The organism is Ruania alkalisoli, from assembly GCF_014960965.1.
GTDB lineage: Bacteria > Actinomycetota > Actinomycetes > Actinomycetales > Beutenbergiaceae > Ruania > Ruania alkalisoli.
The window spans coordinates 3,420,171-3,444,671 of record NZ_CP063169.1; the positions used below are offsets into that span (position 1 = coordinate 3,420,171).

Annotated in this window: 32 protein-coding genes; 3 read left to right on the top strand and 29 right to left on the bottom strand. The window is 65.3% G+C overall.

The genetic code is table 11. The features are described from left to right. Window positions 1–5: 5 nt before the first annotated feature. The 28 genes from map to rpsL all read right to left on the bottom strand — a co-directional run bounded on the left by map (window position 6) and on the right by rpsL (window position 17,361). Window positions 6–827 (bottom strand): type I methionyl aminopeptidase, encoded by an 822-nt coding sequence (map, locus tag IM660_RS15145; RefSeq protein ID WP_193496667.1) that lies wholly within the window; start codon window positions 825–827, stop codon window positions 6–8. 2 nt (window positions 828–829) lie between these two features. After that, a complete protein-coding gene (locus tag IM660_RS15150) occupies window positions 830–1,396 on the bottom strand; it encodes an adenylate kinase (RefSeq protein ID WP_193496668.1) in 567 nt (188 codons plus the stop codon). Continuing rightward, complete coding sequence (gene secY / locus IM660_RS15155; protein ID WP_193496669.1) at window positions 1,393–2,691, bottom strand: preprotein translocase subunit SecY; 1,299 nt, start codon at window positions 2,689–2,691, stop codon at window positions 1,393–1,395. Before secY ends, IM660_RS15150 begins: the two co-directional genes overlap by 4 nt. A gap of 211 nt (window positions 2,692–2,902) precedes the next feature. Then, a complete protein-coding gene (gene rplO / locus IM660_RS15160) occupies window positions 2,903–3,391 on the bottom strand; it encodes a 50S ribosomal protein L15 (RefSeq protein ID WP_210768998.1) in 489 nt (162 codons plus the stop codon). A 1-nt stretch (window position 3,392) separates the two neighbouring features. Further along, window positions 3,393–3,575, bottom strand: coding sequence for a 50S ribosomal protein L30 (gene rpmD, locus IM660_RS15165; RefSeq protein WP_159622930.1), 183 nt, complete (start codon window positions 3,573–3,575; stop codon window positions 3,393–3,395). Beyond that, window positions 3,572–4,234 carry a 30S ribosomal protein S5 gene (rpsE, locus tag IM660_RS15170; RefSeq protein ID WP_193496670.1) on the bottom strand — a complete coding sequence of 221 codons (663 nt, stop codon included), beginning with the start codon at window positions 4,232–4,234 and terminating at the stop codon, window positions 3,572–3,574. The genes rpmD and rpsE overlap by 4 nt, the downstream gene beginning before the upstream one ends. Window positions 4,235–4,271: 37 nt before the next feature. Then, a complete protein-coding gene (rplR, locus tag IM660_RS15175) occupies window positions 4,272–4,643 on the bottom strand; it encodes a 50S ribosomal protein L18 (protein WP_193496671.1) in 372 nt (123 codons plus the stop codon). Between the two features lie 2 nt (window positions 4,644–4,645). Beyond that, window positions 4,646–5,185, bottom strand: a complete 540-nt coding sequence (rplF, locus tag IM660_RS15180; RefSeq protein WP_193496672.1) for a 50S ribosomal protein L6 — start codon at window positions 5,183–5,185, stop codon at window positions 4,646–4,648. 20 nt (window positions 5,186–5,205) lie between these two features. Then, window positions 5,206–5,604 (bottom strand): 30S ribosomal protein S8, encoded by a 399-nt coding sequence (gene rpsH / locus IM660_RS15185; RefSeq protein WP_159622926.1) that lies wholly within the window; start codon window positions 5,602–5,604, stop codon window positions 5,206–5,208. A gap of 56 nt (window positions 5,605–5,660) precedes the next feature. Then, on the bottom strand, window positions 5,661–5,846 hold the full coding sequence (locus IM660_RS15190) for a type Z 30S ribosomal protein S14 (protein WP_159622925.1): 186 nt from the start codon (window positions 5,844–5,846) through the stop codon (window positions 5,661–5,663). Between the two features lies 1 nt (window position 5,847). Continuing rightward, window positions 5,848–6,432, bottom strand: coding sequence for a 50S ribosomal protein L5 (gene rplE, locus IM660_RS15195; RefSeq protein WP_193496673.1), 585 nt, complete (start codon window positions 6,430–6,432; stop codon window positions 5,848–5,850). Beyond that, a complete protein-coding gene (rplX, locus tag IM660_RS15200; RefSeq protein WP_193496674.1) occupies window positions 6,429–6,773 on the bottom strand; it encodes a 50S ribosomal protein L24 in 345 nt (114 codons plus the stop codon). Before rplX ends, rplE begins: the two co-directional genes overlap by 4 nt. Before the next feature lie 3 nt (window positions 6,774–6,776). Next, window positions 6,777–7,145: a 50S ribosomal protein L14 gene (gene rplN, locus IM660_RS15205; RefSeq protein ID WP_159622922.1), complete on the bottom strand. Its 369-nt coding sequence runs from the start codon at window positions 7,143–7,145 to the stop codon at window positions 6,777–6,779. A gap of 103 nt (window positions 7,146–7,248) precedes the next feature. Continuing rightward, window positions 7,249–7,530 (bottom strand): 30S ribosomal protein S17, encoded by a 282-nt coding sequence (gene rpsQ / locus IM660_RS15210; protein WP_193496675.1) that lies wholly within the window; start codon window positions 7,528–7,530, stop codon window positions 7,249–7,251. A 14-nt stretch (window positions 7,531–7,544) separates the two neighbouring features. Beyond that, complete coding sequence (gene rpmC / locus IM660_RS15215) at window positions 7,545–7,787, bottom strand: 50S ribosomal protein L29 (protein WP_159622920.1); 243 nt, start codon at window positions 7,785–7,787, stop codon at window positions 7,545–7,547. Further along, window positions 7,787–8,206, bottom strand: coding sequence for a 50S ribosomal protein L16 (gene rplP / locus IM660_RS15220; RefSeq protein ID WP_159622919.1), 420 nt, complete (start codon window positions 8,204–8,206; stop codon window positions 7,787–7,789). Before rplP ends, rpmC begins: the two co-directional genes overlap by 1 nt. A 3-nt stretch (window positions 8,207–8,209) precedes the next feature. Continuing rightward, a complete protein-coding gene (gene rpsC, locus IM660_RS15225; protein WP_193496676.1) occupies window positions 8,210–9,049 on the bottom strand; it encodes a 30S ribosomal protein S3 in 840 nt (279 codons plus the stop codon). Beyond that, complete coding sequence (rplV, locus tag IM660_RS15230; RefSeq protein WP_159622917.1) at window positions 9,049–9,417, bottom strand: 50S ribosomal protein L22; 369 nt, start codon at window positions 9,415–9,417, stop codon at window positions 9,049–9,051. Before rplV ends, rpsC begins: the two co-directional genes overlap by 1 nt. A gap of 46 nt (window positions 9,418–9,463) precedes the next feature. Next, the gene (gene rpsS, locus IM660_RS15235) at window positions 9,464–9,745 is read right to left on the bottom strand and encodes a 30S ribosomal protein S19 (protein ID WP_193496677.1); all 282 of its coding nucleotides are present in this window, start codon (window positions 9,743–9,745) and stop codon (window positions 9,464–9,466) included. Between the two features lie 18 nt (window positions 9,746–9,763). After that, entirely contained in the window at window positions 9,764–10,600 is an 837-nt protein-coding gene (gene rplB / locus IM660_RS15240; RefSeq protein WP_193496678.1) for a 50S ribosomal protein L2, read from the bottom strand. Between the two features lie 37 nt (window positions 10,601–10,637). Continuing rightward, a complete protein-coding gene (gene rplW / locus IM660_RS15245; protein ID WP_193496679.1) occupies window positions 10,638–10,940 on the bottom strand; it encodes a 50S ribosomal protein L23 in 303 nt (100 codons plus the stop codon). Then, window positions 10,937–11,617: a 50S ribosomal protein L4 gene (rplD, locus tag IM660_RS15250; RefSeq protein ID WP_193496680.1), complete on the bottom strand. Its 681-nt coding sequence runs from the start codon at window positions 11,615–11,617 to the stop codon at window positions 10,937–10,939. Before rplD ends, rplW begins: the two co-directional genes overlap by 4 nt. 4 nt (window positions 11,618–11,621) lie before the next feature. Then, window positions 11,622–12,287 carry a 50S ribosomal protein L3 gene (gene rplC / locus IM660_RS15255; RefSeq protein ID WP_193496681.1) on the bottom strand — a complete coding sequence of 222 codons (666 nt, stop codon included), beginning with the start codon at window positions 12,285–12,287 and terminating at the stop codon, window positions 11,622–11,624. Window positions 12,288–12,298: 11 nt separating this feature from the next. Further along, window positions 12,299–12,607, bottom strand: coding sequence for a 30S ribosomal protein S10 (rpsJ, locus tag IM660_RS15260; RefSeq protein WP_068249654.1), 309 nt, complete (start codon window positions 12,605–12,607; stop codon window positions 12,299–12,301). A 413-nt stretch (window positions 12,608–13,020) separates the two neighbouring features. Continuing rightward, window positions 13,021–14,211 carry an elongation factor Tu gene (gene tuf, locus IM660_RS15265; protein ID WP_193496682.1) on the bottom strand — a complete coding sequence of 397 codons (1,191 nt, stop codon included), beginning with the start codon at window positions 14,209–14,211 and terminating at the stop codon, window positions 13,021–13,023. A gap of 108 nt (window positions 14,212–14,319) precedes the next feature. Beyond that, window positions 14,320–16,434: an elongation factor G gene (fusA, locus tag IM660_RS15270; protein ID WP_193496683.1), complete on the bottom strand. Its 2,115-nt coding sequence runs from the start codon at window positions 16,432–16,434 to the stop codon at window positions 14,320–14,322. 82 nt (window positions 16,435–16,516) lie between these two features. After that, the gene (gene rpsG / locus IM660_RS15275) at window positions 16,517–16,987 is read right to left on the bottom strand and encodes a 30S ribosomal protein S7 (protein ID WP_193496684.1); all 471 of its coding nucleotides are present in this window, start codon (window positions 16,985–16,987) and stop codon (window positions 16,517–16,519) included. Next, window positions 16,987–17,361: a 30S ribosomal protein S12 gene (rpsL, locus tag IM660_RS15280; protein ID WP_159622908.1), complete on the bottom strand. Its 375-nt coding sequence runs from the start codon at window positions 17,359–17,361 to the stop codon at window positions 16,987–16,989. Before rpsL ends, rpsG begins: the two co-directional genes overlap by 1 nt. Window positions 17,362–17,872: 511 nt before the next feature. Here rpsL and IM660_RS15285 point away from each other — a divergent pair. The 3 genes from IM660_RS15285 to IM660_RS15295 are packed head-to-tail and all read left to right on the top strand — an operon-like array spanning window position 17,873 to window position 20,443. Continuing rightward, on the top strand, window positions 17,873–18,691 hold the full coding sequence (locus IM660_RS15285) for an ABC transporter permease (protein WP_246464978.1): 819 nt from the start codon (window positions 17,873–17,875) through the stop codon (window positions 18,689–18,691). Further along, complete coding sequence (locus IM660_RS15290; protein ID WP_193496685.1) at window positions 18,684–19,484, top strand: ABC transporter permease; 801 nt, start codon at window positions 18,684–18,686, stop codon at window positions 19,482–19,484. Before IM660_RS15285 ends, IM660_RS15290 begins: the two co-directional genes overlap by 8 nt. Beyond that, a complete protein-coding gene (locus IM660_RS15295) occupies window positions 19,481–20,443 on the top strand; it encodes an ABC transporter ATP-binding protein (protein ID WP_193496686.1) in 963 nt (320 codons plus the stop codon). Before IM660_RS15290 ends, IM660_RS15295 begins: the two co-directional genes overlap by 4 nt. 78 nt (window positions 20,444–20,521) lie before the next feature. Here IM660_RS15295 and IM660_RS15300 read toward each other — a convergent pair whose 3' ends face one another. Further along, entirely contained in the window at window positions 20,522–24,412 is a 3,891-nt protein-coding gene (locus IM660_RS15300) for a DNA-directed RNA polymerase subunit beta' (protein WP_193496687.1), read from the bottom strand. Between the last annotated feature and the right edge of the window lie 89 nt (window positions 24,413–24,501).

Genomic DNA, 24,501 nt, shown 5'->3' on the forward strand with positions numbered 1-24,501 from the left:
CCGTGTCAGTCGAGCGGCACCGGGGTCACACCGAACGCTGCCAGGGCTCCGGCGCCACCGTCTCGGGCCGTCAGCACCCAGATTCCGTCCTCATGCACAGCGACAGTGTGCTCAGCGTGCGCTGCCCTGGAGCCATCAGTGGTGACGACAGTCCACTCGTCCTCGAGCACTGAGGTCTCCTCTGTCCCACGCGTGATCATCGGCTCGATCGCTACGCACAGACCCGCCTTGATCTTGGGACCCCGGTGCGTGGAACGGTAGTTCAGCACGTCGGGTGGCTGATGCATCGCCGTGCCGATTCCGTGACCGACGTAGTCGCGGATGATCCCGTATCTGGTCTCCCTCGACTCGAGGGAGTCCTCGATCGCGTCACCGACCACCCCTAGCCGCCCGCCACCTGCAAGCGCTGCGATCCCGTCCCAGAGCGCTACCTCCGCCGCGTCCACCATCGCCCGGTCGCTAGGGTCACTCTCACCGACGATGGCGGTGAAGGCCGCATCACCGTGCCAACCCTCGATGATCGCGCCGGCGTCGACCGAAACCACGTCACCCTCGCGCAGGACGCGATCACCGGGAATGCCGTGCACGACCTCGTCGTTGACGGAAACGCACAGAACACCGGGGAAGCCGTGGTAGCCGAGGAAGTTCGATCGCGCTCCCGCCGAATCGAGCACGTCTGCTGCAACAGCATCCAGGTCCCTTGTGCGCACACCGTGTGTCATCGCGTCCCTGACAGCGTCATGTACATCCGCAACCACCAGGCCCGCCCTGCGCATGAGGCGAATCTCGTCGGGAGACTTCAGCTCGATCGACGACCGTCCGAACATCGTCAGGCGAGAACGGCCGTCAGCCGCTCGGTGACCTCGTCCATCTCGCCCATTCCGTCGACCTGGATGAGCAGACCGCGCTCGGAGTAGACGTCGACGAGCGGAGCCGTCTGCTCGGCATAGACCTCGAGCCGTCGCCGGATCACCGATTCGGTGTCGTCGGCGCGCCCCTGCTCCTGAGCACGCTTGAGCAGTCGCTGGACGACCTCGTCGGTGTCGGCAGTCAGCTCGATCACGTGGGTGAGCCCGCCCCTGCCAGCGAGCATCTGATCGAGTTCGTTCACCTGAGATGCGGTCCGGGGGTATCCGTCAAGCAGGAACCCATCTGCCGCATCCGGTTCGGAGAGCCGCCCGGCAACCATCTGGTTCGTCACTTCGTCGGGCACATACTCACCAGCATTCATGTACTTCTGGGCGAGCTGTCCGAGTTCGGTACCCTCGGCCACGTTGCTGCGGAATATATCGCCGGTGGAGATCGCCGGGACGCCCAGGTGATCAGCCAGGCGGGCGGCCTGCGTACCCTTTCCTGCGCCGGGCGGACCGAGCAGGACCAGTCGCGCATTCGTCATCGCAAGAACCCTTCGTAGTGCCGTTGCTGCAGTTGGGAATCGATCTGCTTGACCGTCTCCAGCCCCACGCTCACCAGGATCAACAGCGAGGTGCCGCCGAACGGGATCGTGGTGCTGATTCCCATCAGTTTGAAGGCGATCGTCGGGATCAGTGCGACAATCGCGAGATAGATCGCGCCCGCTGTGGTGATGCGGGTGATCACATACTGCAGGTACTCCGCCGTCGGGCGGCCGGCCCGGATGCCCGGGATGAAGCCTCCGTAGCGCTTCATGTTGTCAGCGACGTCGTCGGGGTTGAACGTGATCGACGTGTAGAAGAAGGCGAAGAACAGGATCAGCACCACGTAGACCGCGATGTAGATGTTCTGCCCGGGATCGGCGAGGTTGCTCGCCACCCACTGCACCCACGGTGTGGTCTGGTCATCGACGAACTGCGCGGCCAGCACAGGCAGAGCCATCAGTGAGGACGCGAAGATCACCGGGATCACGCCGGACATGTTGATCTTGATCGGGATGTACGTGCTGGACCCGCCATACATACGCCGCCCGACCATGCGCTTGGCGTACTGAACCGGGATACGACGTTGTGACTGCTCGACGAACACGATCAGACCGATCACCAGCAGCGAGATGACGACGAAGATCGCCAGCTTGATCAGTCCGTCCTCAGCCAGCTGGATCTGCCGGAATGCTGAGGGGAAGCTTGAGGCGATCGAGGTGAAGATCAGCAGCGACATCCCGTTGCCGACTCCGCGCTCGGTGATGAGCTCTCCCAGCCACATGATCAGACCCGTCCCGGCTGTCATGGTCAGGATCATCAGCAGGATCGTCATCACCGACTCGTCGACGAGGATGTCCAGGTTGCAGTCCGGGTACAGGTTGCCGGTACGCGCCACGGTGATGATCGTCGTGGCCTGGAGGATAGCCAGGCCGATCGTCAGATAGCGGGTGTACTGGGTCAGCACCGCCGTACCGGACTGCCCCTCCTTGTGGAGAGCTTCGAATCGGGGGATTACGACCCGCAGCAACTGCACGATGATGCTGGCGGTGATGTAGGGCATGACCCCGAGTGCGAACACTGACAGCTGCAGCAGCGCCCCACCACTGAACAGGTTCACCAGGCCGAGGACGCTCCCGTCCGTGCCGGGCGCGGTGCACACCCGCACGTTGGTGTAGTCGATCCCCGGTGTCGGAACGAACGACCCGAACCGGAAGATGGCCATGATCCCGAGCGTGAAGAGCAGCTTCCGCCTCAGATCCGGCGTACGGAACGCGCGGACGAATGCGCTGAGCAATGGTCCTCCTGGGAGGGATCAGTGGGTTCTCGAGGCCGACAGCACCAGCCCCGTCGAACGAATGACAGGTACCGACTGCCTACGGTACGGCATCAGCGCCGTGACCTCGTCCGGCAGACAGAACACCGCGGAGTGTCGCAACCACGGTTGGATACGAAGACGGCGACGCGGGAGCACTCCCACGCCGCCGTCCCCAGAGTTCATGCAGACCTCAGGCGAGCTCGACGCTGCCTCCAGCAGCGACGATCTTGTCCTTGGCAGAGGCCGACACGGCGCTCACGCCGGTGACCTCGAGCTTGACGCTCACCTCGCCGGTGCCGAGCACCTTGACAGGCTTCCCGCCGCGGACCGCGCCCTTGGCGACGAGGTCCTCCACCGTCACCGCACCGCCCTCCGGGAAGAGGGCACTGAGCTTGTCCAGGTTCACTACCTGGTACTCGGTACGGAATGGGTTCTTGAACCCTCGCAGCTTTGGCAGACGCATATGCAGCGGCGTCTGACCACCCTCAAACCCGGCGGGCACCTGGTAACGAGCCTTGGTGCCCTTGGTGCCCCGACCTGCGGTCTTCCCCTTCGATGCTTCACCGCGACCGACGCGAGTCTTCGCGGTGCGTGCCCCGGGCGCGGGACGCAGGTGGTGCACCTTCAGAGGTGCGGGCCCGGCGCTCTTGCCTGCAGCCCCGCTCTTCTTCTCGGCCATGTCAGTCAACCTCCTCGACGGTGACGAGATGCGCCACCGTGGTGACCATGCCGCGGACCTCGGGACGGTCTTCCTTCACGACGGAATCGCCGATTCGCTTGAGACCGAGCGAGCGCAGCGTGTCACGCTGGTTCTGCTTCCCGCCGATGGCGGACTTCTTCTGGGTGACCTTCAGCTGACTCATGACGCCACCTCGGCGCTCTCCTTGTCGACGCTGGCGTCCGCGCGCCCCGCGGCCTGAGCCCGCAGCATCGCGTGCGGTGCGACCTCGTCGAGAGGCAGGCCACGCCGGGCCGCCACAGCCTCGGGCTGCTCAAGCGCCTTCAGACCCGCCACCGTGGCATGCACGATGTTGATCGCGTTGGACGACCCGAGCGACTTGCTCAGGATGTCATGGATGCCGGCACAGTCCAGCACGGCGCGCACCGGACCACCGGCGATAACACCGGTACCCGGAGAAGCCGGGCGAAGAAGCACCACACCGGCGGCGTCCTCACCCTGCACCGTGTGCGGGATGGTCTTCTGGATCATCGGGACCTTGAAGAAGTTCTTCTTCGCCTCCTCGACGCCCTTGGCAATCGCCGCCGGCACCTCCTTGGCCTTGCCGTAGCCCACGCCGACGGTGCCTTCACCGTCGCCGACCACCACGAGAGCCGTGAAGGAGAAGCGACGACCACCCTTGACGACCTTGGCGACGCGATTGATCGTCACGACCCGCTCGACGTAGGTGTTGCGGTCGTCGCCTCGACGGTTGTCGCCGCCGCGACGATCACGACGGTCGTTGGTGCGCTCGCCGCCGGCGCCGGCGGACGAACCGGTCCTGCTGCGCTGGGGAGCAGCCATCATGCGATCCTTTGCTCGTTGGTGTGCTGAGGAACGGTCACAGGGACAGCCCTCCCTCGCGGGCGCCGTCGGCCACTGCCGCGACACGTCCGTGGTACTTGTTGCCGCCTCGGTCAAACACGGCGAGGCCGACGCCTTGGGCCTTGGCCCGCTTGGCGACCAGCTCACCGACCTGACGCGCCTTGGCAGTCTTGTCGCCGGAGTCCGCACGAAGGTCGGCTTCGAGCGAGGAGGCCGACGCGAGTGTGACGCCCGCGGTGTCGTCCACCAGCTGCGCCACGATGTGGCGCGCAGAGCGGTTGACCACGAGACGCGGACGCTCGGTGGTACCGGTGATCCGCTTGCGGACCCGCAGGTGACGACGCGCTCGTGCCGTCCGCTTGCCCTTGCCCTTGATGGACACAGCCATGGCTACTTACCAGCCTTTCCGACCTTGCGGCGGACCTGCTCGCCCGCGTACCGCACACCCTTGCCCTTGTACGGCTCGGGCTTACGGATCTTCCTGATGTTCGCCGCAACCTCACCGACGACCTGCTTGTCGATGCCGACAACCGAGAACTTGGTCGGCGACTCGACGTTGAACGTGATGCCCTCCGGTGCCGTCACTGTGACCGGGTGCGAGAAGCCCAGCGCAAACTCCAGATCGGAGCCCTTCGCCTGCACACGGAAACCCGTGCCGACGATCTCGAGGTTCTTCTCGTAGCCCTGCGTCACACCCTGCACGCAGTTGGCGATCAGAGTGCGGGTCAGTCCGTGCAACGAGCGCGACTCGCGCTCCTCGTCCGGCCGACTGACCACGATCGCGCCATCGGAATCACGAGTGACCGTGATCGGGGCGGGAACATTGTGCGACAGCGTGCCCTTGGGACCCTTGACCGTCACGGCCTGGCCGTCGATGGACACGTCCACCCCACTGGGCACGGCGACGGGGATCTTGCCGATGCGAGACATACTTGTGGCTCCTCCCTCAATCACCAGACGTAGGCGAGGACTTCCCCACCTACGCCCTTCTTGGCTGCCTGCTTGTCCGTCAGCAGACCAGAGGAGGTGGACAGAATCGCCACTCCGAGTCCGCCGAGCACCCTGGGCAGGTTGGTCGACTTCGCGTACACACGCAGCCCTGGCTTCGAAACCCGGCGCACACCGGCGAGCGAACGCTCACGGTTGGGCCCGAACTTCAGCTGCAGGCTGAGAGTCTTGCCCACCTCGGCGTCCTCGACGGTCCAGCCACTGATGTAGCCCTCCGCCTGCAGGATCTCCGCGATGTGGGACTTGAGCTTGGAGTACGGCATGGAAACCGTCTCGTGGAACGCCGAGTTCGCATTGCGCAAGCGCGTCAACATGTCGGCGATGGGGTCAGTCATTGTCATCGGGCTGATGCCCTTCCTCGTCGCGGTTTCCTAGTCGGACCTGCGACGTAGTCGTTTTACCAGCTGCTCTTGGTGACGCCGGGGAGCTGGCCGGCGAGCGCCATCTCACGCAGGCACACGCGGCACAGGCCGAACTTGCGGTAGACGGAGTGCGGACGTCCACACTTCGCGCACCGGGTGTAGGAACGCACCGCGAACTTTGGCTTACGGTTGGCCTTCTGGATCAGAGCGGTCTTCGCCACGTCAGTCCTCCTTGAACGGGAAGCCGAGGCGCCGCAGCAGCGAACGGCCCTCGTCGTCGGTGGTCGCCGTGGTCACGACCGTGATGTCCATACCGCGCACGCGGTCGATCTTGTCCTGGTCGATCTCGTGGAACATCGACTGCTCCGTCAGACCGAACGTGTAGTTGCCGTTGCCGTCGAAGTGCTTCGAGGACAGACCACGGAAGTCGCGGATCCGGGGCAGTGCCAGGGTCAACAGCCGATCCAAGAACTCCCACATCCGGTCACCACGCAGTGTGACGTGCGTGCCGATCGGCTGCCCTTCGCGCAACTTGAACTGCGCGATCGACTTGCGGGCCTTAGTGACGCTCGGCTTCTGGCCGGTGATCAAGGTGAGATCCCGCACGGCGCCCTCGATCAGCTTCGAGTCCCGCGCCGCGTCTCCCACACCCATGTTGACAACGATCTTCGTCAGACCGGCCACCTGGTGCACGTTCGCGTGGTCGAACTCCTCGCGCAACGCCGGGAGGATCTCCTCGCGGTACTTGGACTTCAGCCTGGGCAGCTGCGCAGTCACGTTGTCAGAGCTTGCGGTCACGGTGCTCATGAGATGTCCTTACCGGAGCGCTTGGCCACCCGGACCCGCTGGGTACGCGTCCGACCGTCACGCTCGACGTCCTCGGTGCGGTAGCCGACACGGCTGCCCTTCTTGGTCTCCGGGTCGACCACCATCACGTTGCTGATGTGGATCGGCGCCTCGATCGTCTCGATGCCGCCAGTCTTCGATCCGCGCTGGCTCTGCGAGACCTTGGTGTGACGCTGCACCCGCTGAACGCCCTCGACGACCACGCGGTCGTTCTCCGGCTGCACCTCGAGCACACGGCCCTGCTGTCCCTTGTCGCGGCCAGCGATGACGACCACCAGGTCGCCCTTCTTGATCTTTGCCATGGTCTACAGCACCTCCGGGGCCAGCGAGACGATGCGCATGAACCGCTTGTCACGCAGCTCGCGCCCAACCGGGCCGAAGATGCGCGTACCACGCGGCTCGCCGTCGTTCTTCAGAATCACCGCGGCGTTCTCGTCGAAGCGGATGTACGAACCGTCCGGACGACGGCGCTGCTTGCGCGTGCGCACGACGACCGCCTTGACGACGTCACCCTTCTTCACGTTGCCGCCGGGGATCGCGTCCTTGACGGTGGCGACGATGGTGTCGCCGATGCCGGCGTAGCGACGTCCAGAGCCGCCGAGCACACGGATGCACAGAATCTCCTTGGCACCCGTGTTGTCGGCGACCTTGAGTCGCGACTCCTGCTGGATCATTCGATCTACTCCTGTCGTCGTGCCGGTTCTCGCCGATAGCGAGCCTGGCCGAACGGATGATGGTCGTCATCCGGACCCGTCACTCGGACGGTTCCGGTGGTGGTCACTTGGCCTTTTCGAGGATCTCCACGACCCGCCACCGCTTGGTGGCGGACAGCGGCCGGGTCTCCATGATCTCGACGAGATCTCCGATTCCGACGACGTTCTCCTCGTCGTGTGCCTTGACCTTGTTGGTGCGCTTGAGGACCTTGCCGTACAGCGCGTGCTTGACGCGGTCCTCGACCTCGACCACAACGGTCTTGTCCATCTTGTCGCTGACCACATAGCCCCGACGGGTCTTGCGGTAGTTGCGCTGCGGCGCCTCGGTGATGTTCTCGCTGCTCATCGTCTTCGCCTCGTTCACTTCGCGTCCGCGGTCGGAGCGGTACGGATACCGAGCTCACGCTCCCGCAGGATCGTGTAGATGCGGGCGATGTCGCGCCGCACGGTCTTCAGTCGTCCATGATCCTCCAGCTGGCCGGTGGCCGAGGAGAACCGCAGGTTGAACAACTCCTGCTTGGCCTTCTTCAGCTCCGCGGACAGCCGCTCGGTGTCCATGCCGTCCAGGTCGGCCGGCGTCAGATCCTTCGACCCGATAGCCATCAGACGTCACCACCCTCGCGACGCACGAAACGCGTCTTCATCGGGAGCTTGTGCTGCGCGCGACGCAAGGCCTCGCGAGCGAGCTCTTCGTTAACTCCGGCCAGTTCGAACATGATCCGACCGGGCTTGACGTTGGCCACCCACCACTCGGGCGAGCCCTTACCGGAACCCATACGGGTCTCAGCCGGCTTCTTGGTCAGCGGACGGTCTGGGAAGATGTTGATCCAGACCTTGCCGCCACGCTTGATGTGCCGGGTCATCGCGATACGAGCGGCCTCGATCTGCCGGTTGGTGACGTAGGCCGGCTCGAGAGCCTGGATCCCGTAGTCACCGAAGGCAATCGTCGTGCCGCCCTTGGCGACGCCGGAACGCTTGGGGTGGTGCTGCTTACGGTGCTTGGTGCGCCGGGGGATGAGCATGGCTCAGGCCTCCGTCTCGGAACCGGCACCGCTGGGAGCAGGGCCGGAAGTGGTTGCGGGAGTGTCGGTCGCAGGAGCGGATGCACCCGGGGCCTGGGCAGCCTGGCCACCACGCGCATCGGGACGACGTCCGCGGCCGCCGCGCTCGCCGCGTCCACGTGCGTTGCGCGGAGCGGCGGAAGCCTGCTCACGCGCGAAGTCGCGCTCGGTCTGGTCGCCCTTGTAGATCCACACCTTCACGCCGATCCGGCCGAAGGTGGTACGCGCCTCGAAGAAGCCGTAGTCCACATACGCACGCAGAGTGTGCAGCGGAACACGACCCTCGCGGTAGAACTCGCTCCGGCTCATCTCAGCACCGCCCAGGCGGCCCGAGCACTGCACACGGATCCCCTTCGCACCCGCACGCTGCGCGGACTGCATGCCCTTGCGCATCGCGCGACGGAAGGAGACGCGCGAGGCAAGCTGCTCGGCGATTCCCTGCGCGACCAGCTGAGCGTCGATCTCGGGGTTCTTCACCTCAAGGATGTTCAGCTGAACCTGCTTGCCGGTCAGCTTCTCCAGCTCACCACGCAGCCGGTCGGCCTCGGCTCCACGGCGGCCGATGACGATGCCCGGCCGTGCGGTGTGCAGGTCGACGCGCACACGGTCGCGTGTGCGCTCGATCTCGACCTTCGCGATACCGGCGCGCTCAAGGCCGGTGGCCATCAGCTTGCGGATCTGGACGTCCTCGCGGACGTAGTCGCGGTACCGCTGCCCCTTCTTGGTGGAGTCAGCGAACCAGCGGGAACGGTGATCGGTGGTGATGCCGAGTCGGAACCCGGTGGGGTTGACCTTCTGGCCCATCAGCGAGCCCCTCCCTTGGTCTGTCGTTCCGCCACGATCACAGTGATGTGGCTGGTGCGCTTGAGGATCCGGTTGGCCCGGCCCTGTGCGCGGGGCCGGAACCGCTTGAGCGTGGGACCTTCGTCCACGTACGCCTCGGCGATCACCAGATCGCCGCTGTTGAACGCGACGGAGTCCTGGTCCGCCTTCACACGGGCGTTGGCCACCGCGCTCTCGACTACCTTGCGAACGGTCTCTGCCGCCGCCTGCGGGGCATAGGTGAGCACCGCCACGGCCTCATCAGCCTGCTTGCCGCGGATGATGTCCACGACTCGCCTGGCCTTCTGGGGCGTGACGCGCACAAATCGCGCCTGCGCCTTGGCTTCCATCGATGTCCTGCCTTCTCAGACTCAGAGTTTCTCGGTGACCCGCGTATCAGCGACGACGCGCTTTGCGGTCGTCCTTCTCGTGCCCGCGGAACGTACGGGTCGGGGCGAACTCCCCGAGCTTGTGGCCGACCATCGACTCGGTGACGAACACCGGGACGTGCTTGCGACCGTCATGCACCGCGAAGGTGTGGCCCAGGAAGTCCGGCGTGATGACGGACCGACGTGACCATGTCTTGATGACGTTCTTGGTGCCCTGCTCGTTCTGGCCATCCACCTTCTTCTGCAGGTGGCCGTCTACGAAGGGGCCCTTCTTCAGACTGCGAGGCATCTCGTCGTCTTCTCCCTATCAGCGCTTCTTGCCGGTGCGGCGGCGGCGCACGATCAGCTTGTCGCTCGGCTTGTTCGGACGGCGGGTACGACCCTCGGTCTGGCCCCACGGGCTCACCGGGTGACGGCCACCAGAGGTCTTACCCTCACCACCACCGTGCGGGTGGTCGACCGGGTTCATCGCGACACCGCGCACGTGAGGGCGCTTGCCCTTCCAGCGCATCCGGCCGGCCTTGCCCCAGTTGATGTTGGACTGTTCGGCGTTGCCGACCTCGCCGACCGACGCACGGCACCGAAGGTCCACGTTCCGGATCTCACCGGAAGGCATCCGCAGCTGGGCGTAGGGCCCATCCTTGGCAACCAGCTGCACGGAGGCGCCGGCCGAGCGTGCGATCTTCGCACCCCCACCGGGCTTGAGCTCGACAGCGTGGATCACCGTACCGACCGGGATGTTGCGCATCGGCAGATTGTTGCCGGGCTTGATGTCAGCACCCGGGCCGTTCTCGATGCGGTCGCCCTGCTTGAGCTTCACCGGGGCCAGGATGTACCGCTTCTCGCCGTCGGCGTAGTGAAGCAGCGCGATGCGCGCAGTCCGGTTCGGGTCGTACTCGATGTGAGCGACCTTCGCAGGAACGCCGTCCTTGTCGTGGCGACGGAAGTCGATCACCCGATAGGCGCGCTTGTGGCCACCACCGATGTGACGAGCAGTGATCCGGCCAGAACTGTTGCGGCCACCACTCTTCGAAAGCGGACGGACCAACGACTTCTCCGGCGTGGTGCGGGTGACCTCGACGAAGTCGGCGACGGACGAGCCACGGCGGCCCGGCGTCGTCGGCTTGTACTTACGGATTCCCATGAGTTTCGATCCTCAATCTGTGCTACGCGGGGCCGGCTCAGCCGACCTGCCCGCCGAAGATGTCGATGGTGCCCTCGCGGAGGGTGACGATGGCGCGCTTGGTGTCCTTGCGCTTGCCGAGACCGAACCGGGTCCGACGCGTCTTGCCCTTGCGATTGATCGTGTTGACCGAGTCAACCTTGACGTCGAAGATCTGCTCGATCGCGATCTTGATCTCGGTCTTGTTCGAGCGCGGATCCACCACGAACGTGTACTTGCCCTCATCGAGCAGGTTGTAGCTCTTTTCAGAGACCACCGGCGCGATCACGATGTCGCGCGGGTCCTTCGTGAGTGCGGTCACTTCTGCTCCTCCTCGGACTCGCGAGCGCCGCCCGGCGTCAGGAACGCCTCGAGCGCTGCGGACGTGAACACCACGTCGTCACTGACCAGCACGTCGTACGTGTTGAGCTGATCGGGGTGGATCAGGTGCGCCGTCGGCACGTTGCGCAGGCTCAGCCAGCTGAGCTCGTCCGCACGGTCGAGAACGACCAGGACGTGACGCGCAAGAGCCGCCTTGGCCAGCACCGAGGTTGCCGTCGCCGTCGAGGGAGTCTCGCCCGAGACGAACGACTCAACCACGTGGACGCGGCCGGCGCGAGCACGGTCAGAAAGCGCTCCCCGCAGAGCAGCCGCCTTCATCTTCTTGGGCGTGCGCTGGCTGTAGTCACGCGGGACCGGCCCGTGCACGGTGCCACCACCGGCGAACTGCGGAGCCCGGATCGAGCCCTGACGAGCCCGGCCGGTGCCCTTCTGCTTGTATGGCTTCTTGCCACCACCGCGAACCTCACCGCGAGTCTTCGCCTTGTGGGTGCCCTGACGGGCAGCAGCCAACTGAGCGACGACCACCTGGTGGATGAGCGGCACGTTCGTCTGCACACCGAAGATCTCGGCTGGCAGATCCACGGTGCCGGTCTTCTTACCGGCGGCGTCGAGCACGTCGACGGACGTGGTCTGCGCGTTGTCAACCACAGTACTCATGGGTTCAGGCCCCCTTCGCGGCGGTTCGAACCACGACCAGGCCGCCCTTGGGGCCCGGCACGGCACCGGAGACGAGCAGCAAGCCCTTCTCCGCGTCGACCGCGTGGATGGTCAGGTTCTGGGTGGTCTGTCGGTCGTGACCCATGCGGCCAGCCATACGCAGTCCCTTGAACACACGCGACGGCGTCGCTGCGCCACCGATCGAGCCGGGCTTGCGGTGGTTACGGTGCGCACCGTGAGAGGCGCTCACACCGGCAAAGCCGTGACGCTTCATGACGCCGGCGGTGCCCTTGCCCTTGGTGGTTCCGACAACGTCGACGCTGGCGCCGACCTCGAAGGTCTCCGCGGTCAGTTCCTGACCGAGCTGGTAGTCGCTGGCATCCGCGGTACGGATCTCGGCCACGTGACGTCGCGGCGTCACACCGGCCTTGGCGAAGTGGCCCTTGAGCGGCTGAGTGACCTTGCGCGGGTCGATCTGGCCGAAGCCGAGCTGGACGGCCGAATAGCCGTCCGCCTCGACGGTGCGGATCTGGGTCACGACGTTGGTGCCCACCTGGACCACGGAGACCGGCACGAGCCGGCCTTCGTCGTCCCACACCTGGGTCATGCCGAGCTTGGTCCCAAGCACGGCCTTGACGACCCGCTCGGACTGCTGGGGAAGTGAAGTCATGACGGGAGTCCTCAGAGCTTGATCTCGATGTTGACGTCCGCCGGGAGATCGAGTCGCATCAGCGAGTCGACTGCCTTCGGCGTCGGGTCCACGATGTCGATCAGCCGCTTGTGCGTCCGCATCTCGAAATGCTCACGGCTGTCCTTGTACTTGTGCGGAGAACGGATGACGCAGAACACGTTCTTCTCGGTTGGCAGCGGCACCGGGCCCACGACCGTTGCACCAGCGCGAGTCACCGTGTCGACGATCTTGCGCGCCGAGTTGTCGATGACCTCGTGGTCGTAGGACTTGAGCCGGATGCGGATCTTCTGTCCCGCCATGGCGTCGTCTGACTCTCTCTCTTCGTACCGCAACTGACCGACCCCCGCGCTCGGGCGTGTCGCAAACTCCGACACATCCCTCCCGCGAGCACCCTCATCGGGCGCCGGTCGGAAGATGACTTGTGTGGTTCTCCGCCTGGCCGCGAGGGCCAGTCGGGAGCGAACCGAACAGGATGGTTGCTCATCCGTGCGAACCTGGGGCCGCAGATGGACCGACCGAAGTCGACACACATGCGCCCACACCTCTGCACGAGGCAACCTGACTAGTCTGCCACACCCGACGCTGATTACCCAAGTTGCGGGCTGGTGGCCTAAGCCACACCGCCCAGGACACAGTCGTCCGTAGCAGAAGGAAGGCCCGCCGGCCGTGCCGACGGGCCTTCCCCGGTGCCGGGATCACTCCCGGCAGATGATCACTTGAGGATCTTCGTCACACGACCGGAGCCGACAGTCCGTCCACCCTCGCGGACAGCGAAGCCCAGACCCTCCTCCATGGCGATCGGCTGGATCAACTCAACCGTCATCTCGGTGTTGTCCCCCGGCATGACCATCTCAGTGCCCTCGGGCAGCTCGATGACGCCGGTGACGTCGGTGGTGCGGAAGTAGAACTGCGGACGGTAGTTCGAGTAGAACGGGTTGTGACGACCGCCCTCGTCCTTGGCCAGGATGTAGACCTGGGCCTCGAAGTTGGTGTGCGGGGTGATCGAACCCGGCTTCACAACGACCTGACCGCGCTCGACGTCCTCGCGCTTGGTACCGCGCAGCAGCAGACCGACGTTCTCACCCGCGTCCGCGGTGTCGAGCAGCTTGCGGAACATCTCGATACCGGTCACGGTCGTCTTCTGCGACTCACGGATTCCGACGATCTCGACCTCGTCGTTGACCTTCAGCTGACCGCGCTCGACACGACCGGTGACCACGGTACCGCGGCCAGTGATCGTGAAGACATCCTCGATCGGCATCAGGAACGGCTTCTCGATGTCACGCACCGGGTCCGGCACGCTCTCGTCGACGGCGTCCATCAGCTCCTCGATGGCCTTGACCCACTCCGGGTCGCCCTCGAGTGCCTTCAGCGCGGAGACGCGCACGACCGGCAGGTCATCGCCGGGGAACTCCTGGCTGGAGAGGAGCTCTCGCACCTCCATCTCGACGAGCTCGAGGATCTCCTCGTCGTCGACCATGTCGGACTTGTTCAGCGCCACCAGCAGGTACGGCACGCCGACCTGGCGGGCGAGCAGCACGTGCTCACGGGTCTGCGCCATCGGGCCGTCGGTGGCTGCGACCACGAGGATCGCGCCATCCATCTGTGCAGCACCGGTGATCATGTTCTTGATGTAGTCAGCGTGTCCCGGAGCGTCGACGTGCGCGTAGTGGCGCTTCTCCGTCTGGTACTCCTGGTGGGAGACGTTGATCGTGATACCGCGCTGCTTCTCTTCCGGCGCGTTGTCGATCATGTCGAACGCCGCCGCCGTGTTGAGGTCCGGGTACTTGTCTGCCAGCACCTTCGAAATGGCCGCGGTCAGCGTCGTCTTTCCGTGGTCGACGTGACCGATCGTGCCGATGTTGACGTGCGGCTTGGTCCGCTCGAACTTGGCCTTCGCCACTGGTGTTCCTCCTGGAACTCGGGTAGTTGTACGCAGCGTGGGGGTTCCCAGAGCTGGTGCGTCCTACGGGTCGGGTTGTGATGGGTGTTGCGGGTCGACCTGTGGGACTTACTCGCCCCGGGTCTTCTTGATGATCTCCTCGGAGACGTTCCGAGGAACTTCGGCGTAGTTGCTGAACTGCATCGAGTACACCGCACGACCCTGGGTCCGGGACCGCAGGTCGCCGATGTATCCGAACATCTCGGACAACGGCACCAAGGCGCGAACCACCTTAACGCCACTGGCGTCCTCCATCGACTGAATATGTCCACGTCGGGAGTTCAGATCGCCGATCACGTCGCCCATGTACTCCTCGGGCGTACGCACCTCGACGTCCATCACCGGCTCGAGCAGCACCGGGTCGGCGCGCTTGACGCCTTCCTTGAATGCCATCGAACCAGCGATCTTGAATGCCATTTCCGAAGAGTCGACGTCGTGGTAGGCACCGTCAAGCAGGATGGCCTTGACGCCCACCACCGGGTAGCCGGCGAGAATACCGGTTCCCATCGCATCCTGCACGCCGTGATCGACGCTGGGGATGTATTCGCGCGGGATGCGTCCACCGGTGACCTTGTTCTCGAACTCGTACATCTCGCCTTCGGCGGAGTCGAGCGGCTCGAACGTGATCTGCACCTTGGCGAACTGACCGGACCCACCAGTCTGCTTCTTGTGGGTGTAGTCGAACTTCTCGACGCTGCGACGGATCGTCTCGCGGTAGGCGACCTGCGGCTTCCCGACGTTCGCCTCGACCTTGAACTCACGCTTCATCCGGTCGACGAGGATGTCGAGGTGCAGCTCACCCATTCCGCCGATCTCGGTCTGGCCGGTCTCCTCGTTGAGGTTGACCGTGAAGGTCGGGTCCTCGGCGGAGAGCTTCTGGATCGCCGTGGAGAGCTTGTCCTGGTCGCCCTTGGTCTTCGGCTCGATCGCCACGAAGATCACCGGCTCCGGGAAGGACATCGACTCCAGGATCACCGGCGCGTCCTGCGCTGTGAGCGTGTCGCCGGTGGTGGTGTCCTTGAGGCCGATGACCGCGTAGATGTGCCCGGCGTGGAGCTCCTCGACCGGGTTCTCCTTGTTGGCGTGCATCTGGAAGAGCTTCCCGATGCGTTCCTTCTTCCCCTTAGTGGAGTTCAGGACCTGCGTACCGGGGGTGCATGTGCCGGAGTACACGCGGATGAAGGTGAGCTGCCCGAAGAACGGGTGTGCGGCAACCTTGAACGCCAGTGCGGAGAACGGCTCGTCCTCCGCAGGCCGGCGCACGATCTCGGTCTCCTCGTCGTTCGGCGGGTGACCGATCATGTCCGGCACATCGAGCGGGGAGGGAAGGTAGGAGATAACGGCGTCCAGCATCGGCTGCACGCCACGGTTCTTGAACGCCGAACCGCAGAAGACCGGGTATGCCTCAGAGTTGATCGTCATCTCGCGGATGCCCGCGACGAGCTCGGAGTTGGTGATCTCTTCACCCTCGAGGTACTTCTCCATGAGCGCCTCGGAGGACTCGGCCACCTGCTCGACCAGCTTGGTGCGGTACTCCTCGGCCTTCTCCTTGAGATCGTCCGGGATCTCCTGGGTCTCGTAGGCGGCGCCCATCGTCACGTCACCCTTGGCGTCACCGGGCCACACCAGTGCCTTCATCCAGATCAGGTCCACAACACCGACGAAGTCGCTTTCGGAGCCGATCGGCAGCTGCATGACCAGCGGGGTCGCTCCGAGACGGCTCACGATGGTGTCGACCGTGTAGTAGAAGTCGGCGCCGAGCTTGTCCATCTTGTTGACGAAGCAGATGCGCGGGACGTTGTACTTGTCAGCCTGACGCCACACCGTTTCCGACTGCGGCTCCACACCCTCCTTGCCGTCGAAGACGGCGACGGCACCGTCGAGGACGCGCAGCGAGCGCTCCACCTCGACCGTGAAGTCCACGTGACCCGGGGTGTCGATGATGTTGATCTGGTTGTCGTTCCAGAAGCAAGTCACCGCGGCCGATGTAATCGTGATGCCGCGTTCCTTCTCCTGGTCCATCCAGTCGGTCGTCGACGCCCCGTCGTGGGTCTCACCGATCTTGTAGTTGACCCCGGTGTAGAACAGGATCCGCTCGGTGGTGGTGGTCTTGCCGGCATCGATGTGCGCCATGATGCCGATGTTGCGGACCTTCTTCAGGTCGGTCAGCACGTCCTGTGCCACAGTTGCTCTCTTCTCGTCGGTGCGAGCGTGGTCAGTAGGTCAGTCTCAGGCGGCGTACGGCCCGTGCCGTACGCCGCGAGACTCACCAGCGGTAGTGCGCGAATGCCTTGTTGGACTCGGCCATCTTGTGCGTGTCCTCACGGCGCTTCACAGCGGCGCCGAGACCGTTGGACGCGTCCAGGATCTCGTTCATGAGGCGCTCGGTCATCGTCTTCTCGCGGCGAGCGCGCGCGTAGTCGACGAGCCAGCGAAGCGCGAGAGTGGTCTGCCGGGAGGTGCGCACCTCGACCGGAACCTGGTAGGTAGCACCACCCACGCGACGGGAGCGCACCTCGAGGGTGGGACGGATGTTGTCGAGCGCGCGCTTGAGCACCACGGTGGGCTCGGTCTGCGTCTTCTCGCGCACGCCCTCGAGCGCGCCGTAGACGATGCGTTCCGCAGTGGACTTCTTGCCGTCCAGCAGGACGCGGTTGACGAGCTGAGTCACGGTGGACGACCCGTAGACCGGGTCGACGACGAGCGGCCGCTTCGGGGCCGGGCCCTTACGAGGCATTACTTCTTCTCCTTCTTCGCGCCGTAGCGGCTCCGGGCCTGCTGGCGACCACGCACACCCTGGGTATCGAGGGCACCGCGGACGATCTTGTACCGAACGCCGGGCAGGTCCTTCACACGACCGCCGCGAACCAGCACGATGGAGTGCTCCTGCAGGTTGTGGCCCACGCCGGGGATGTAGGCGGTGACCTCGATCCCGCTGGAGAGCTTCACACGCGCCACCTTGCGCAGCGCCGAGTTCGGCTTCTTCGGGGTGGTGGTGTACACGCGGGTGCACACACCACGACGCTGCGGGCTTCCCTTGAGCGCCGGCGTGGCGTTCTTGCCAGCCTTTGCGCTGCGGCCCTTGCGGACCAGCTGCTGAATGGTGGGCACTACATCTCCGTCTCGAACGTTTGCTGACTGCTCTGGTGATCGCCGGTGCGATCCTGGCCGGCCGGGGCCGGATGAACCACCCCGGGAGGACCCCCGCGTTCGGGCGTGTCGCTCCCTTCCGGTTCACAGCACGACCCGACGCATGACGTTGAGGATCGTGCTCGCGCCCACGGAAGGTGGTCCACCGCGCTGTCGACGTCCGGCAGCACCCTCTCGGGTTCTGCGGGTCCGCCAAAGCGCGCACGCGAGGGCCCGCCAGAGCGGGCACTGCCGACCAGACTACTCCGAGCCCGGCAACAGCGTCAAAGCCTCAGGGGTGTGATGTGGTACGGAACACTACCCAGGGGGCCGCTGTTCCGCCATCGGCACCCGACGACGGCGTCGGATCTCCTCCAGGCGGCGCCCCGGAGTCACCACCAGTTCGACTGCGGTGGGCATCACCCGAAGTCGCACCGGTACGTCTGACCTCCAGGCAGGCAGGAGTCCGGTCGCCGGCCTTGACCCTGACCGCGTGCGCCGATATGTTCTTGCGCTTGTGCGCGCTCTCCCCCGGTATATGGCGCTCGGCTTCCGCCGCTGGTCGGCCTACCGGATGGCAGCAGCCGCCGGAGCGGTGACGAACTCGGTGTTCGGGCTGATCAAGGCGGCCATCGTGATGGGCGCCGTCGGGGCGGCAGGCGGCAGCCTCGCGGGCTACGGCCCGCTTGCCGGCGCAACCTATGCGTGGCTGGCTCAAGCATTTCTCGCACCTGTCAACGTCTTCACATGGACCGAACTGGCCGAGCGGATCCGCTCGGGCGATGTGGCGATCGACCTCGCCCGCCCAGTGGACCCGCAGCTCGCCTATCTCGCCACCGACCTCGGCCGGGCCGCGTTTCAGCTCCTTCCTCGAGGTGGCCCTCCGCTTCTCGTCGGCGCGCTCACGACCGGATTGGCCCTCCCGGCCGATGCCCGGCCGTACCTGCTGGGACTAGCGAGTCTCGTTCTGGCCGTTGTGGTGTCCTTCGCCTGCCGGTGGTTGCTCAATGTGACGGCGTTCTGGCTCCTCGACCTGCGCGGCACCAGCACGCTGTACCTTGTCGCATCGAACGTCCTGTGCGGATTGATCGTGCCCGTGCACTGGTTCCCCGACTGGCTCGCCACGGTGGCCTCGTGGACGCCGTTCCCGGCGATGCTCCAGCACCCCATCGACATCGTGATGGGCCGGGCGAGTGACGTCGACGCGGTCGCGCTACTCGGTCAGCAAGCGCTCTGGGCCGGTGGGCTCCTGCTTGTCGGACGCCTGGCTTTTGCGGCTGGCGCACGCCGGGTGGTGATCCAGGGTGGCTGACTTCTCCCCCTACCGGGCACTACTCGGGTCCCGGCTGCGCGCCCAACTCACCTACCGCCGCTCGTTCGCGCTGGACGTGTTGGGATCGGTCGCGATCGGGGTCCTGGAGTTCGCTGAGGTGTACGTGATCTTCTCTTCGATCACGGTTCTCGGTGAGCTCGACTTCGTCGGTGCCGCTGTGCTGTTCGCATTCGCGAATATCGCGTTCTCGCTGGCCGACATGGTGGTGGGCCATCTCGACACCCTGCCGCGCTACATCCGCACCGGCACTCTCGATGCCTTTCTGCTCCGCCCACTACCCGTGCTGGCTCAGCTGATCACGAGCGACATCCAGCTGCGGCGACTCGGCCGGACGTGTTTCGCCATCGTGATCCTTGCACTCGCCCTGGTAGCGGCACCCATCGACTGGACGTTTGCGCTGCTCGCTCTGGCCGTACTGACTCCGATCACCGGGGCCCTCATCTTCGCCGCTCTCTTCGTGTGCGCCGCCGCACTGCAGTTCTGGTTGGTGGAAGGGGGCGAGTTCGCGAACGCTTTCACCTACGGCGGTTCTTACGCCGCCTCGTATCCCACCTCGATCTTCACGCTGCCGATGCGAGTGTTGTTCACTTTCGTTGTGCCAGCGGCGTTTACTGCCTACCTTCCGACGCTCGTATTGCTCGACCTCGCCGGCCCCGCGCTGACACCTTCGGCCCTCGGGTTGTTCGCCCCGCTGGCCGCGGCCGTGATCTGGGTGGTTGCCCTGCTCGGCTGGCGTGCCGGCCTGCGTCACTACACCGGGACAGGATCATGACCGACACGATCATCACCTGCGAGGGCCTCAGCCGCGACTTCGTCCTGCGTCACGGGCGTGGACTGCGCCGACGGTCCACCCTGACCCATGCCGTGACCGATATGACCTTCGAGATCGAGCGAGGCGCCGCCGTCGGTTACATCGGTGCCAACGGAGCCGGGAAGTCGACGACGATCAAGATGCTGACAGGAATCCTCCTGCCCAGCCGGGGTCAGGTGCGCACCTGCGGCCTGGATCCGGTCGCCCGACGACGTCAGCTCGCCAGCCGTATCGGAGTCGTGTTCGGGCAGCGCTCGGCTTTGTGGTGGGATCTGCCACTGCACGAGTCGTTCACCGCTCTGGGGGCGATCCACCGGATCGCCGGCAACCAGCTGAACCGCCGCCGCACCGAACTGGTTGACCAACTCGACCTCGGCCCATTCCTCACCACTCCCGTACGTCAGCTCAGCCTCGGACAACGCATCCGCGGCGAGCTGGCCGCCGCCCTGCTGCACTCCCCCGAACTCCTGATCCTGGACGAGCCCACCATCGGGCTGGACGTGCTCAGCAAGGAGCGGCTGCGGCAGTTCCTCGTCGCCGAACGGGCCGTACGCGGAACCACGCTGCTACTGACCACCCACGATATGGACGACGTCGACCGTCTCACCGACCGGGTGCTCGTGGTGGACTCCGGCAGGCTCGTCTTCGACGGTACCCTGCCGGGCTTGGTCAGCCGGGTCGGCGCACAGCGCGAACTCCAGCTCGATCTGGTCGCTCCTACGCCTGCGCTGACGGGGATCGCGCACACCACACTGGTGCGCACTGAGGCCGACGGGCTGCGGCAACGGTTGAGCTTCTCGGCGCAGACGACCGCCGCCACAGTGCTCGCTGCGGTCTCCGAACGAGCCGAGGTCCGGGATCTGGCGATCAGCGAACCCGACATCGAGGAAGTCGTCCGTAGGCTCTACACCGGGATCTGACACTCCCTCGGACAGGCCGATGGCCCGGCACCCTGACGGGTACCGGGCCATCGGTTCAGGCAGTGGCGCTCGAGCGTCTCAGCGGAAGTCCGCCTCGAAGCCACGCCCGAGGTCGAGTTCCTCCAACGCGATCGCCTCGCCGCCGTCGGAGACGGGGCCGTAGTCGATCTCGTCGTAGCCGAAGCTCGGGTAGATCTCCGCCTTCGCCTCCTCGGTGGGCTCCACCCGGATGTTGCGGTAGCGGGGAAGGCCCGTACCGGCCGGGATGAGCTTACCGAGGATGACGTTCTCCTTCAGGCCAAGCAGGGAGTCGGAACGACCGCTCATCGCGGCCTCCGTGAGCACCTTGGTGGTCTCCTGGAACGACGCCGCGGACAGCCACGACTCGGTGGCCAAGGAGGCTTTGGTGATTCCCATGAGCTCCGGACGTCCCGAGGCCGGCTGACCGCCCTCGGAGACCACGCGACGGTTCTCGTCCTCGAACCGGCCACGCTCGGAGAGCTCACCCGGAAGCAGGTGGGAGTCACCGGAGTCCAGCACGGTCACGCGGCGCAGCATCTGCCGCACGATGACCTCGATGTGCTTGTCGTGGATGTCCACACCCTGGCTGCGGTAGGTCTCCTGCACCTCGTCCACCAGGTGCTTCTGCACAGCCCGAGGGCCGAGAATACGCAGCACCTTCTTCGGGTCCACCGCACCAGCGACGAGCTGCTGGCCCACACTCACCCGGTCGCCGTCGTGCGCCAACAGACGGGCGCGCTTGGTGACCTGGTAGGTAAAGTCCTCGCTGCCGTCGTCGGGGGTGACGACGATCTTGCGCGAACGCTCGGTGTCCTCGATGGCCACGCGGCCCGCGACCTCGGAGATCGGAGCCTCACCCTTGGGGGTGCGGGCCTCGAACAGCTCGGCCACACGAGGCAGACCCTGGGTGATGTCCTCGGCACTGGCCACACCACCGGTGTGGAAGGTCCGCATCGTCAGCTGGGTTCCCGGCTCACCGATGGACTGTGCCGCGATGATGCCGACTGCCTCTCCGATGTCCACGAGCTTGCCCGTGGCCAGGGAGCGGCCGTAGCACTTGGCGCAGGTACCCACGCGGGATTCGCAGGTGAGCACCGAGCGCACCTTGAGCTGCTCGACACCCGCGTTCAGCAGGGTCTCGATCAGGACGTCGCCGACATCCTCACCGCCTTGGCCGAGCACCGTGCCATCCGGTCCCTCGACCGGTCCGGCCAAGGTGCGTCCGTAGACACTCGTCTCCACCGTGTCCGCTCGCTGCACGTTCCCCGCCGGGTTCTTCTCGGCGATCGGGAGCGTGAGACCACGCTCTGTGCCGCAGTCCTCCTCACGGATGATGACGTCCTGGGAGACGTCGACCAGACGTCGCGTGAGGTAGCCGGAGTCGGCGGTACGCAAAGCCGTGTCCGCCAGACCCTTACGGGCACCGTGGGAGGCGATGAAGTACTCCAGTACCGACAAGCCCTCACGGTAGTTGGACTTGATCGGACGCGGGATGATCTCACCCTTGGGGTTCGCCACCAGACCACGCATACCCGCAATCTGACGCACCTGCATCCAGTTACCACGGGCACCGGAGGTCACCATGCGGTTCACCGTGTTCGAGGCAGAGAAGTTCTCCCGCATCGCTGTGGCAACCTCGTCGGTGGCCTGGTTCCAGATCTCGACGAGCTCCTGACGACGTTCGTCATCGGTGAGCAGACCACGGTCGAACTGCCCCTGAACCTTGGCAGCCTTCTCCTCGTGCCGGGCGAGGATCTCAGCCTTGGCCTCCGGAGCCTCGACGTCAGAGATCGCGATCGTCAGCCCGGACCGCGTGGCCCAGTAGTACCCGGCGTCCTTCAGGGCGTCGAGGCTCGCAGCAACGACGGACTTCGGGTAGCGCTCGGCGAGGTCGTTCACGATCGCCGAGATCGACTTCTTGTCAGCCACCTCGTTGAAGAACGGGTAGTCGACCGGCAGCGCCTCGTTGAACAGCACCCGGCCCAGCGTCGTGCTCAGGAGTGCGGTCTGACCCTGCTCCCATCCCTCCGGGGCTTCCCAGCCGGGCGGCGGGACGACATCCTCCAGGCGGATCGTGATCTCCGCGTTCAGATCGAGGTCACCCGCGTCGAAGGCCATCATCGCTTCGGCCACCGTGGTGAACGCCCTACCGGTTCCGACCGGTTCCCCCTCCTTGTCGGAGGTCAGGTGGAACAGACCGATGATCATGTCCTGGGAGGGCATGGTCACCGGACGCCCGTCAGAGGGCTTGAGGATGTTGTTCGAGGAGAGCATCAGGATGCGCGCCTCGGCCTGGGCCTCTGCCGACAGCGGCAGGTGCACGGCCATCTGGTCACCGTCGAAGTCGGCGTTGAACGCGCCACACACGAGCGGGTGCAGGTGGACGGCCTTACCTTCGACCAACTGGGGTTCGAAGGCCTGGATGCCCAGGCGGTGCAGGGTAGGCGCGCGGTTGAGCAGCACCGGGTGCTCGGTGATGACCTCTTCGAGGACGTCCCACACCACGGAACGAGCTCGCTCGACCATCCGCTTCGCCGACTTGATGTTCTGCGCGTGGTTGAGATCCACGAGGCGCTTCATCACGAACGGCTTGAACAGCTCGAGAGCCATCTGCTTCGGCAGACCGCACTGGTGCAGCTTGAGCTGCGGTCCGACGACGATGACGCTACGGCCGGAGTAGTCGACGCGCTTACCGAGCAGGTTCTGCCGGAACCGGCCCTGCTTACCCTTGAGCATGTCGGAGATCGACTTCAGCGGCCGGTTTCCCGGACCAGTCACCGGACGGCCACGGCGGCCGTTGTCGAACAGGGAGTCGACGGCCTCCTGCAGCATCCGCTTCTCGTTGCTGACGATGATCTCGGGTGCACCCAGATCGAGCAGCCGCTTGAGGCGGTTGTTACGGTTGATGACCCGTCGGTAGAGATCGTTGAGGTCACTGGTCGCGAACCGGCCACCGTCCAGCTGAACCATCGGGCGCAGGTCGGGCGGGATCACCGGGATGCAGTCGAGCACCATGCCCTGCGGGGAGTTCTTCGTGGTGAGGAAGGCGTTGACGACCTTCAACCGCTTGAGGGCACGAGTCTTGCGCTGGCCCTTCCCGGAACGGATGGTCTCACGCAGCGAATCGGCCTCAGCCTGAAGATCGAAAGACTCGAGGCGCTTCTGAATCGCGCCGGCACCCATCGAACCCTCGAAGTAGTTGCCATAGCGGTCCTGGAGCTGGCGGTAGAGCATCTCGTCACCCTCGAGGTCGGAGACCTTGAGGTTCTTGAAGCGATCCCACACCTGCTCGAGACGGTCCAGCTCAGCGTCAGCACGCTTGCGCAGCTGCGCCATCTCCCGCTCGGCGGAGTCCTTCACCTTGCGACGGGCATCCGCCTTGGCCCCTTCGGCCTCGAGCTCGGCCAGATCGGCCTCGAGGCGCTCGGCCCGCTGCGCGATGTCCAGATCGCGCTTCTTGGTGATCTCATCCTTCTCGAGATCGATCTCGTTCTGCAGACTCGGAAGGTCCTCGTGCCGACCCTCCTGGTCCACCCACGTGATCATGTGTGCGGCGAAGTAGATCACCTTCTCGAGGTCCTTCGGCGCCAGGTCGAGCAGGTAACCGAGCCGGGACGGCACACCCTTGAAGTACCAGATGTGTGTGACCGGAGCGGCCAGCTCGATGTGCCCCATCCGCTCACGACGGACCTTGGAACGGGTCACCTCCACGCCGCAGCGCTCGCAGATGATGCCCTTGAAGCGGACACGCTTGTACTTCCCGCAGTAGCACTCCCAGTCCCGGGTGGGGCCGAAGATCTTCTCGCAGAAGAGGCCGTCCTTCTCGGGCTTGAGGGTGCGGTAGTTGATGGTCTCTGGCTTCTTCACCTCGCCGTGCGACCATGCGCGGACCTCGTCCGCGGTCGCGAGACCGATTCGCAGCTCGTCGAAGACGTTGACGTCGAGCAATTTTCCTACTTCCTTCGGTGGATCACCGTGTGGAACCAATCAAGTCGAGGTCGCGTCCGGTGCGCTGGGCATGGCCCTCACACACCGGA

What these genes read in the sequence shown, in the direction of transcription:
- rpsC (WP_193496676.1), bottom strand. Translation starts at nt 9,049, where the DNA reads ATGGGCCAGAAGGTCAACCCCACCGGGTTCCGACTCGGCATCACCACC.
- rplE (WP_193496673.1), bottom strand. Translation starts at nt 6,432, where the DNA reads ATGAGCACCGTGACCGCAAGCTCTGACAACGTGACTGCGCAGCTGCCC.
- IM660_RS15295 (WP_193496686.1), top strand. Translation starts at nt 19,481, where the DNA reads ATGACCGACACGATCATCACCTGCGAGGGCCTCAGCCGCGACTTCGTC.
- rplR (WP_193496671.1), bottom strand. Translation starts at nt 4,643, where the DNA reads ATGGCTGTGTCCATCAAGGGCAAGGGCAAGCGGACGGCACGAGCGCGT.
- rplC (WP_193496681.1), bottom strand. Translation starts at nt 12,287, where the DNA reads ATGACTTCACTTCCCCAGCAGTCCGAGCGGGTCGTCAAGGCCGTGCTT.
- rplP (WP_159622919.1), bottom strand. Translation starts at nt 8,206, where the DNA reads ATGCTCATCCCCCGGCGCACCAAGCACCGTAAGCAGCACCACCCCAAG.
- rpsQ (WP_193496675.1), bottom strand. Translation starts at nt 7,530, where the DNA reads ATGAGCAGCGAGAACATCACCGAGGCGCCGCAGCGCAACTACCGCAAG.
- rpsJ (WP_068249654.1), bottom strand. Translation starts at nt 12,607, where the DNA reads ATGGCGGGACAGAAGATCCGCATCCGGCTCAAGTCCTACGACCACGAG.
- rplF (WP_193496672.1), bottom strand. Translation starts at nt 5,185, where the DNA reads ATGTCTCGCATCGGCAAGATCCCCGTCGCCGTGCCCAGTGGGGTGGAC.
- rpmD (WP_159622930.1), bottom strand. Translation starts at nt 3,575, where the DNA reads ATGAGTCAGCTGAAGGTCACCCAGAAGAAGTCCGCCATCGGCGGGAAG.
- rplD (WP_193496680.1), bottom strand. Translation starts at nt 11,617, where the DNA reads ATGAGTACTGTGGTTGACAACGCGCAGACCACGTCCGTCGACGTGCTC.
- rplX (WP_193496674.1), bottom strand. Translation starts at nt 6,773, where the DNA reads ATGGCAAAGATCAAGAAGGGCGACCTGGTGGTCGTCATCGCTGGCCGC.
- map (WP_193496667.1), bottom strand. Translation starts at nt 827, where the DNA reads ATGTTCGGACGGTCGTCGATCGAGCTGAAGTCTCCCGACGAGATTCGC.
- rpsS (WP_193496677.1), bottom strand. Translation starts at nt 9,745, where the DNA reads ATGCCTCGCAGTCTGAAGAAGGGCCCCTTCGTAGACGGCCACCTGCAG.
- rpsE (WP_193496670.1), bottom strand. Translation starts at nt 4,234, where the DNA reads ATGGCTGCTCCCCAGCGCAGCAGGACCGGTTCGTCCGCCGGCGCCGGC.
- rplO (WP_210768998.1), bottom strand. Translation starts at nt 3,391, where the DNA reads ATGGCCGAGAAGAAGAGCGGGGCTGCAGGCAAGAGCGCCGGGCCCGCA.
- rpmC (WP_159622920.1), bottom strand. Translation starts at nt 7,787, where the DNA reads ATGGCTATCGGGTCGAAGGATCTGACGCCGGCCGACCTGGACGGCATG.
- IM660_RS15150 (WP_193496668.1), bottom strand. Translation starts at nt 1,396, where the DNA reads ATGACGAATGCGCGACTGGTCCTGCTCGGTCCGCCCGGCGCAGGAAAG.
- rplB (WP_193496678.1), bottom strand. Translation starts at nt 10,600, where the DNA reads ATGGGAATCCGTAAGTACAAGCCGACGACGCCGGGCCGCCGTGGCTCG.
- rplV (WP_159622917.1), bottom strand. Translation starts at nt 9,417, where the DNA reads ATGGAAGCCAAGGCGCAGGCGCGATTTGTGCGCGTCACGCCCCAGAAG.
- rplN (WP_159622922.1), bottom strand. Translation starts at nt 7,145, where the DNA reads ATGATCCAGCAGGAGTCGCGACTCAAGGTCGCCGACAACACGGGTGCC.
- rpsG (WP_193496684.1), bottom strand. Translation starts at nt 16,987, where the DNA reads ATGCCTCGTAAGGGCCCGGCCCCGAAGCGGCCGCTCGTCGTCGACCCG.
- rpsH (WP_159622926.1), bottom strand. Translation starts at nt 5,604, where the DNA reads ATGACAATGACTGACCCCATCGCCGACATGTTGACGCGCTTGCGCAAT.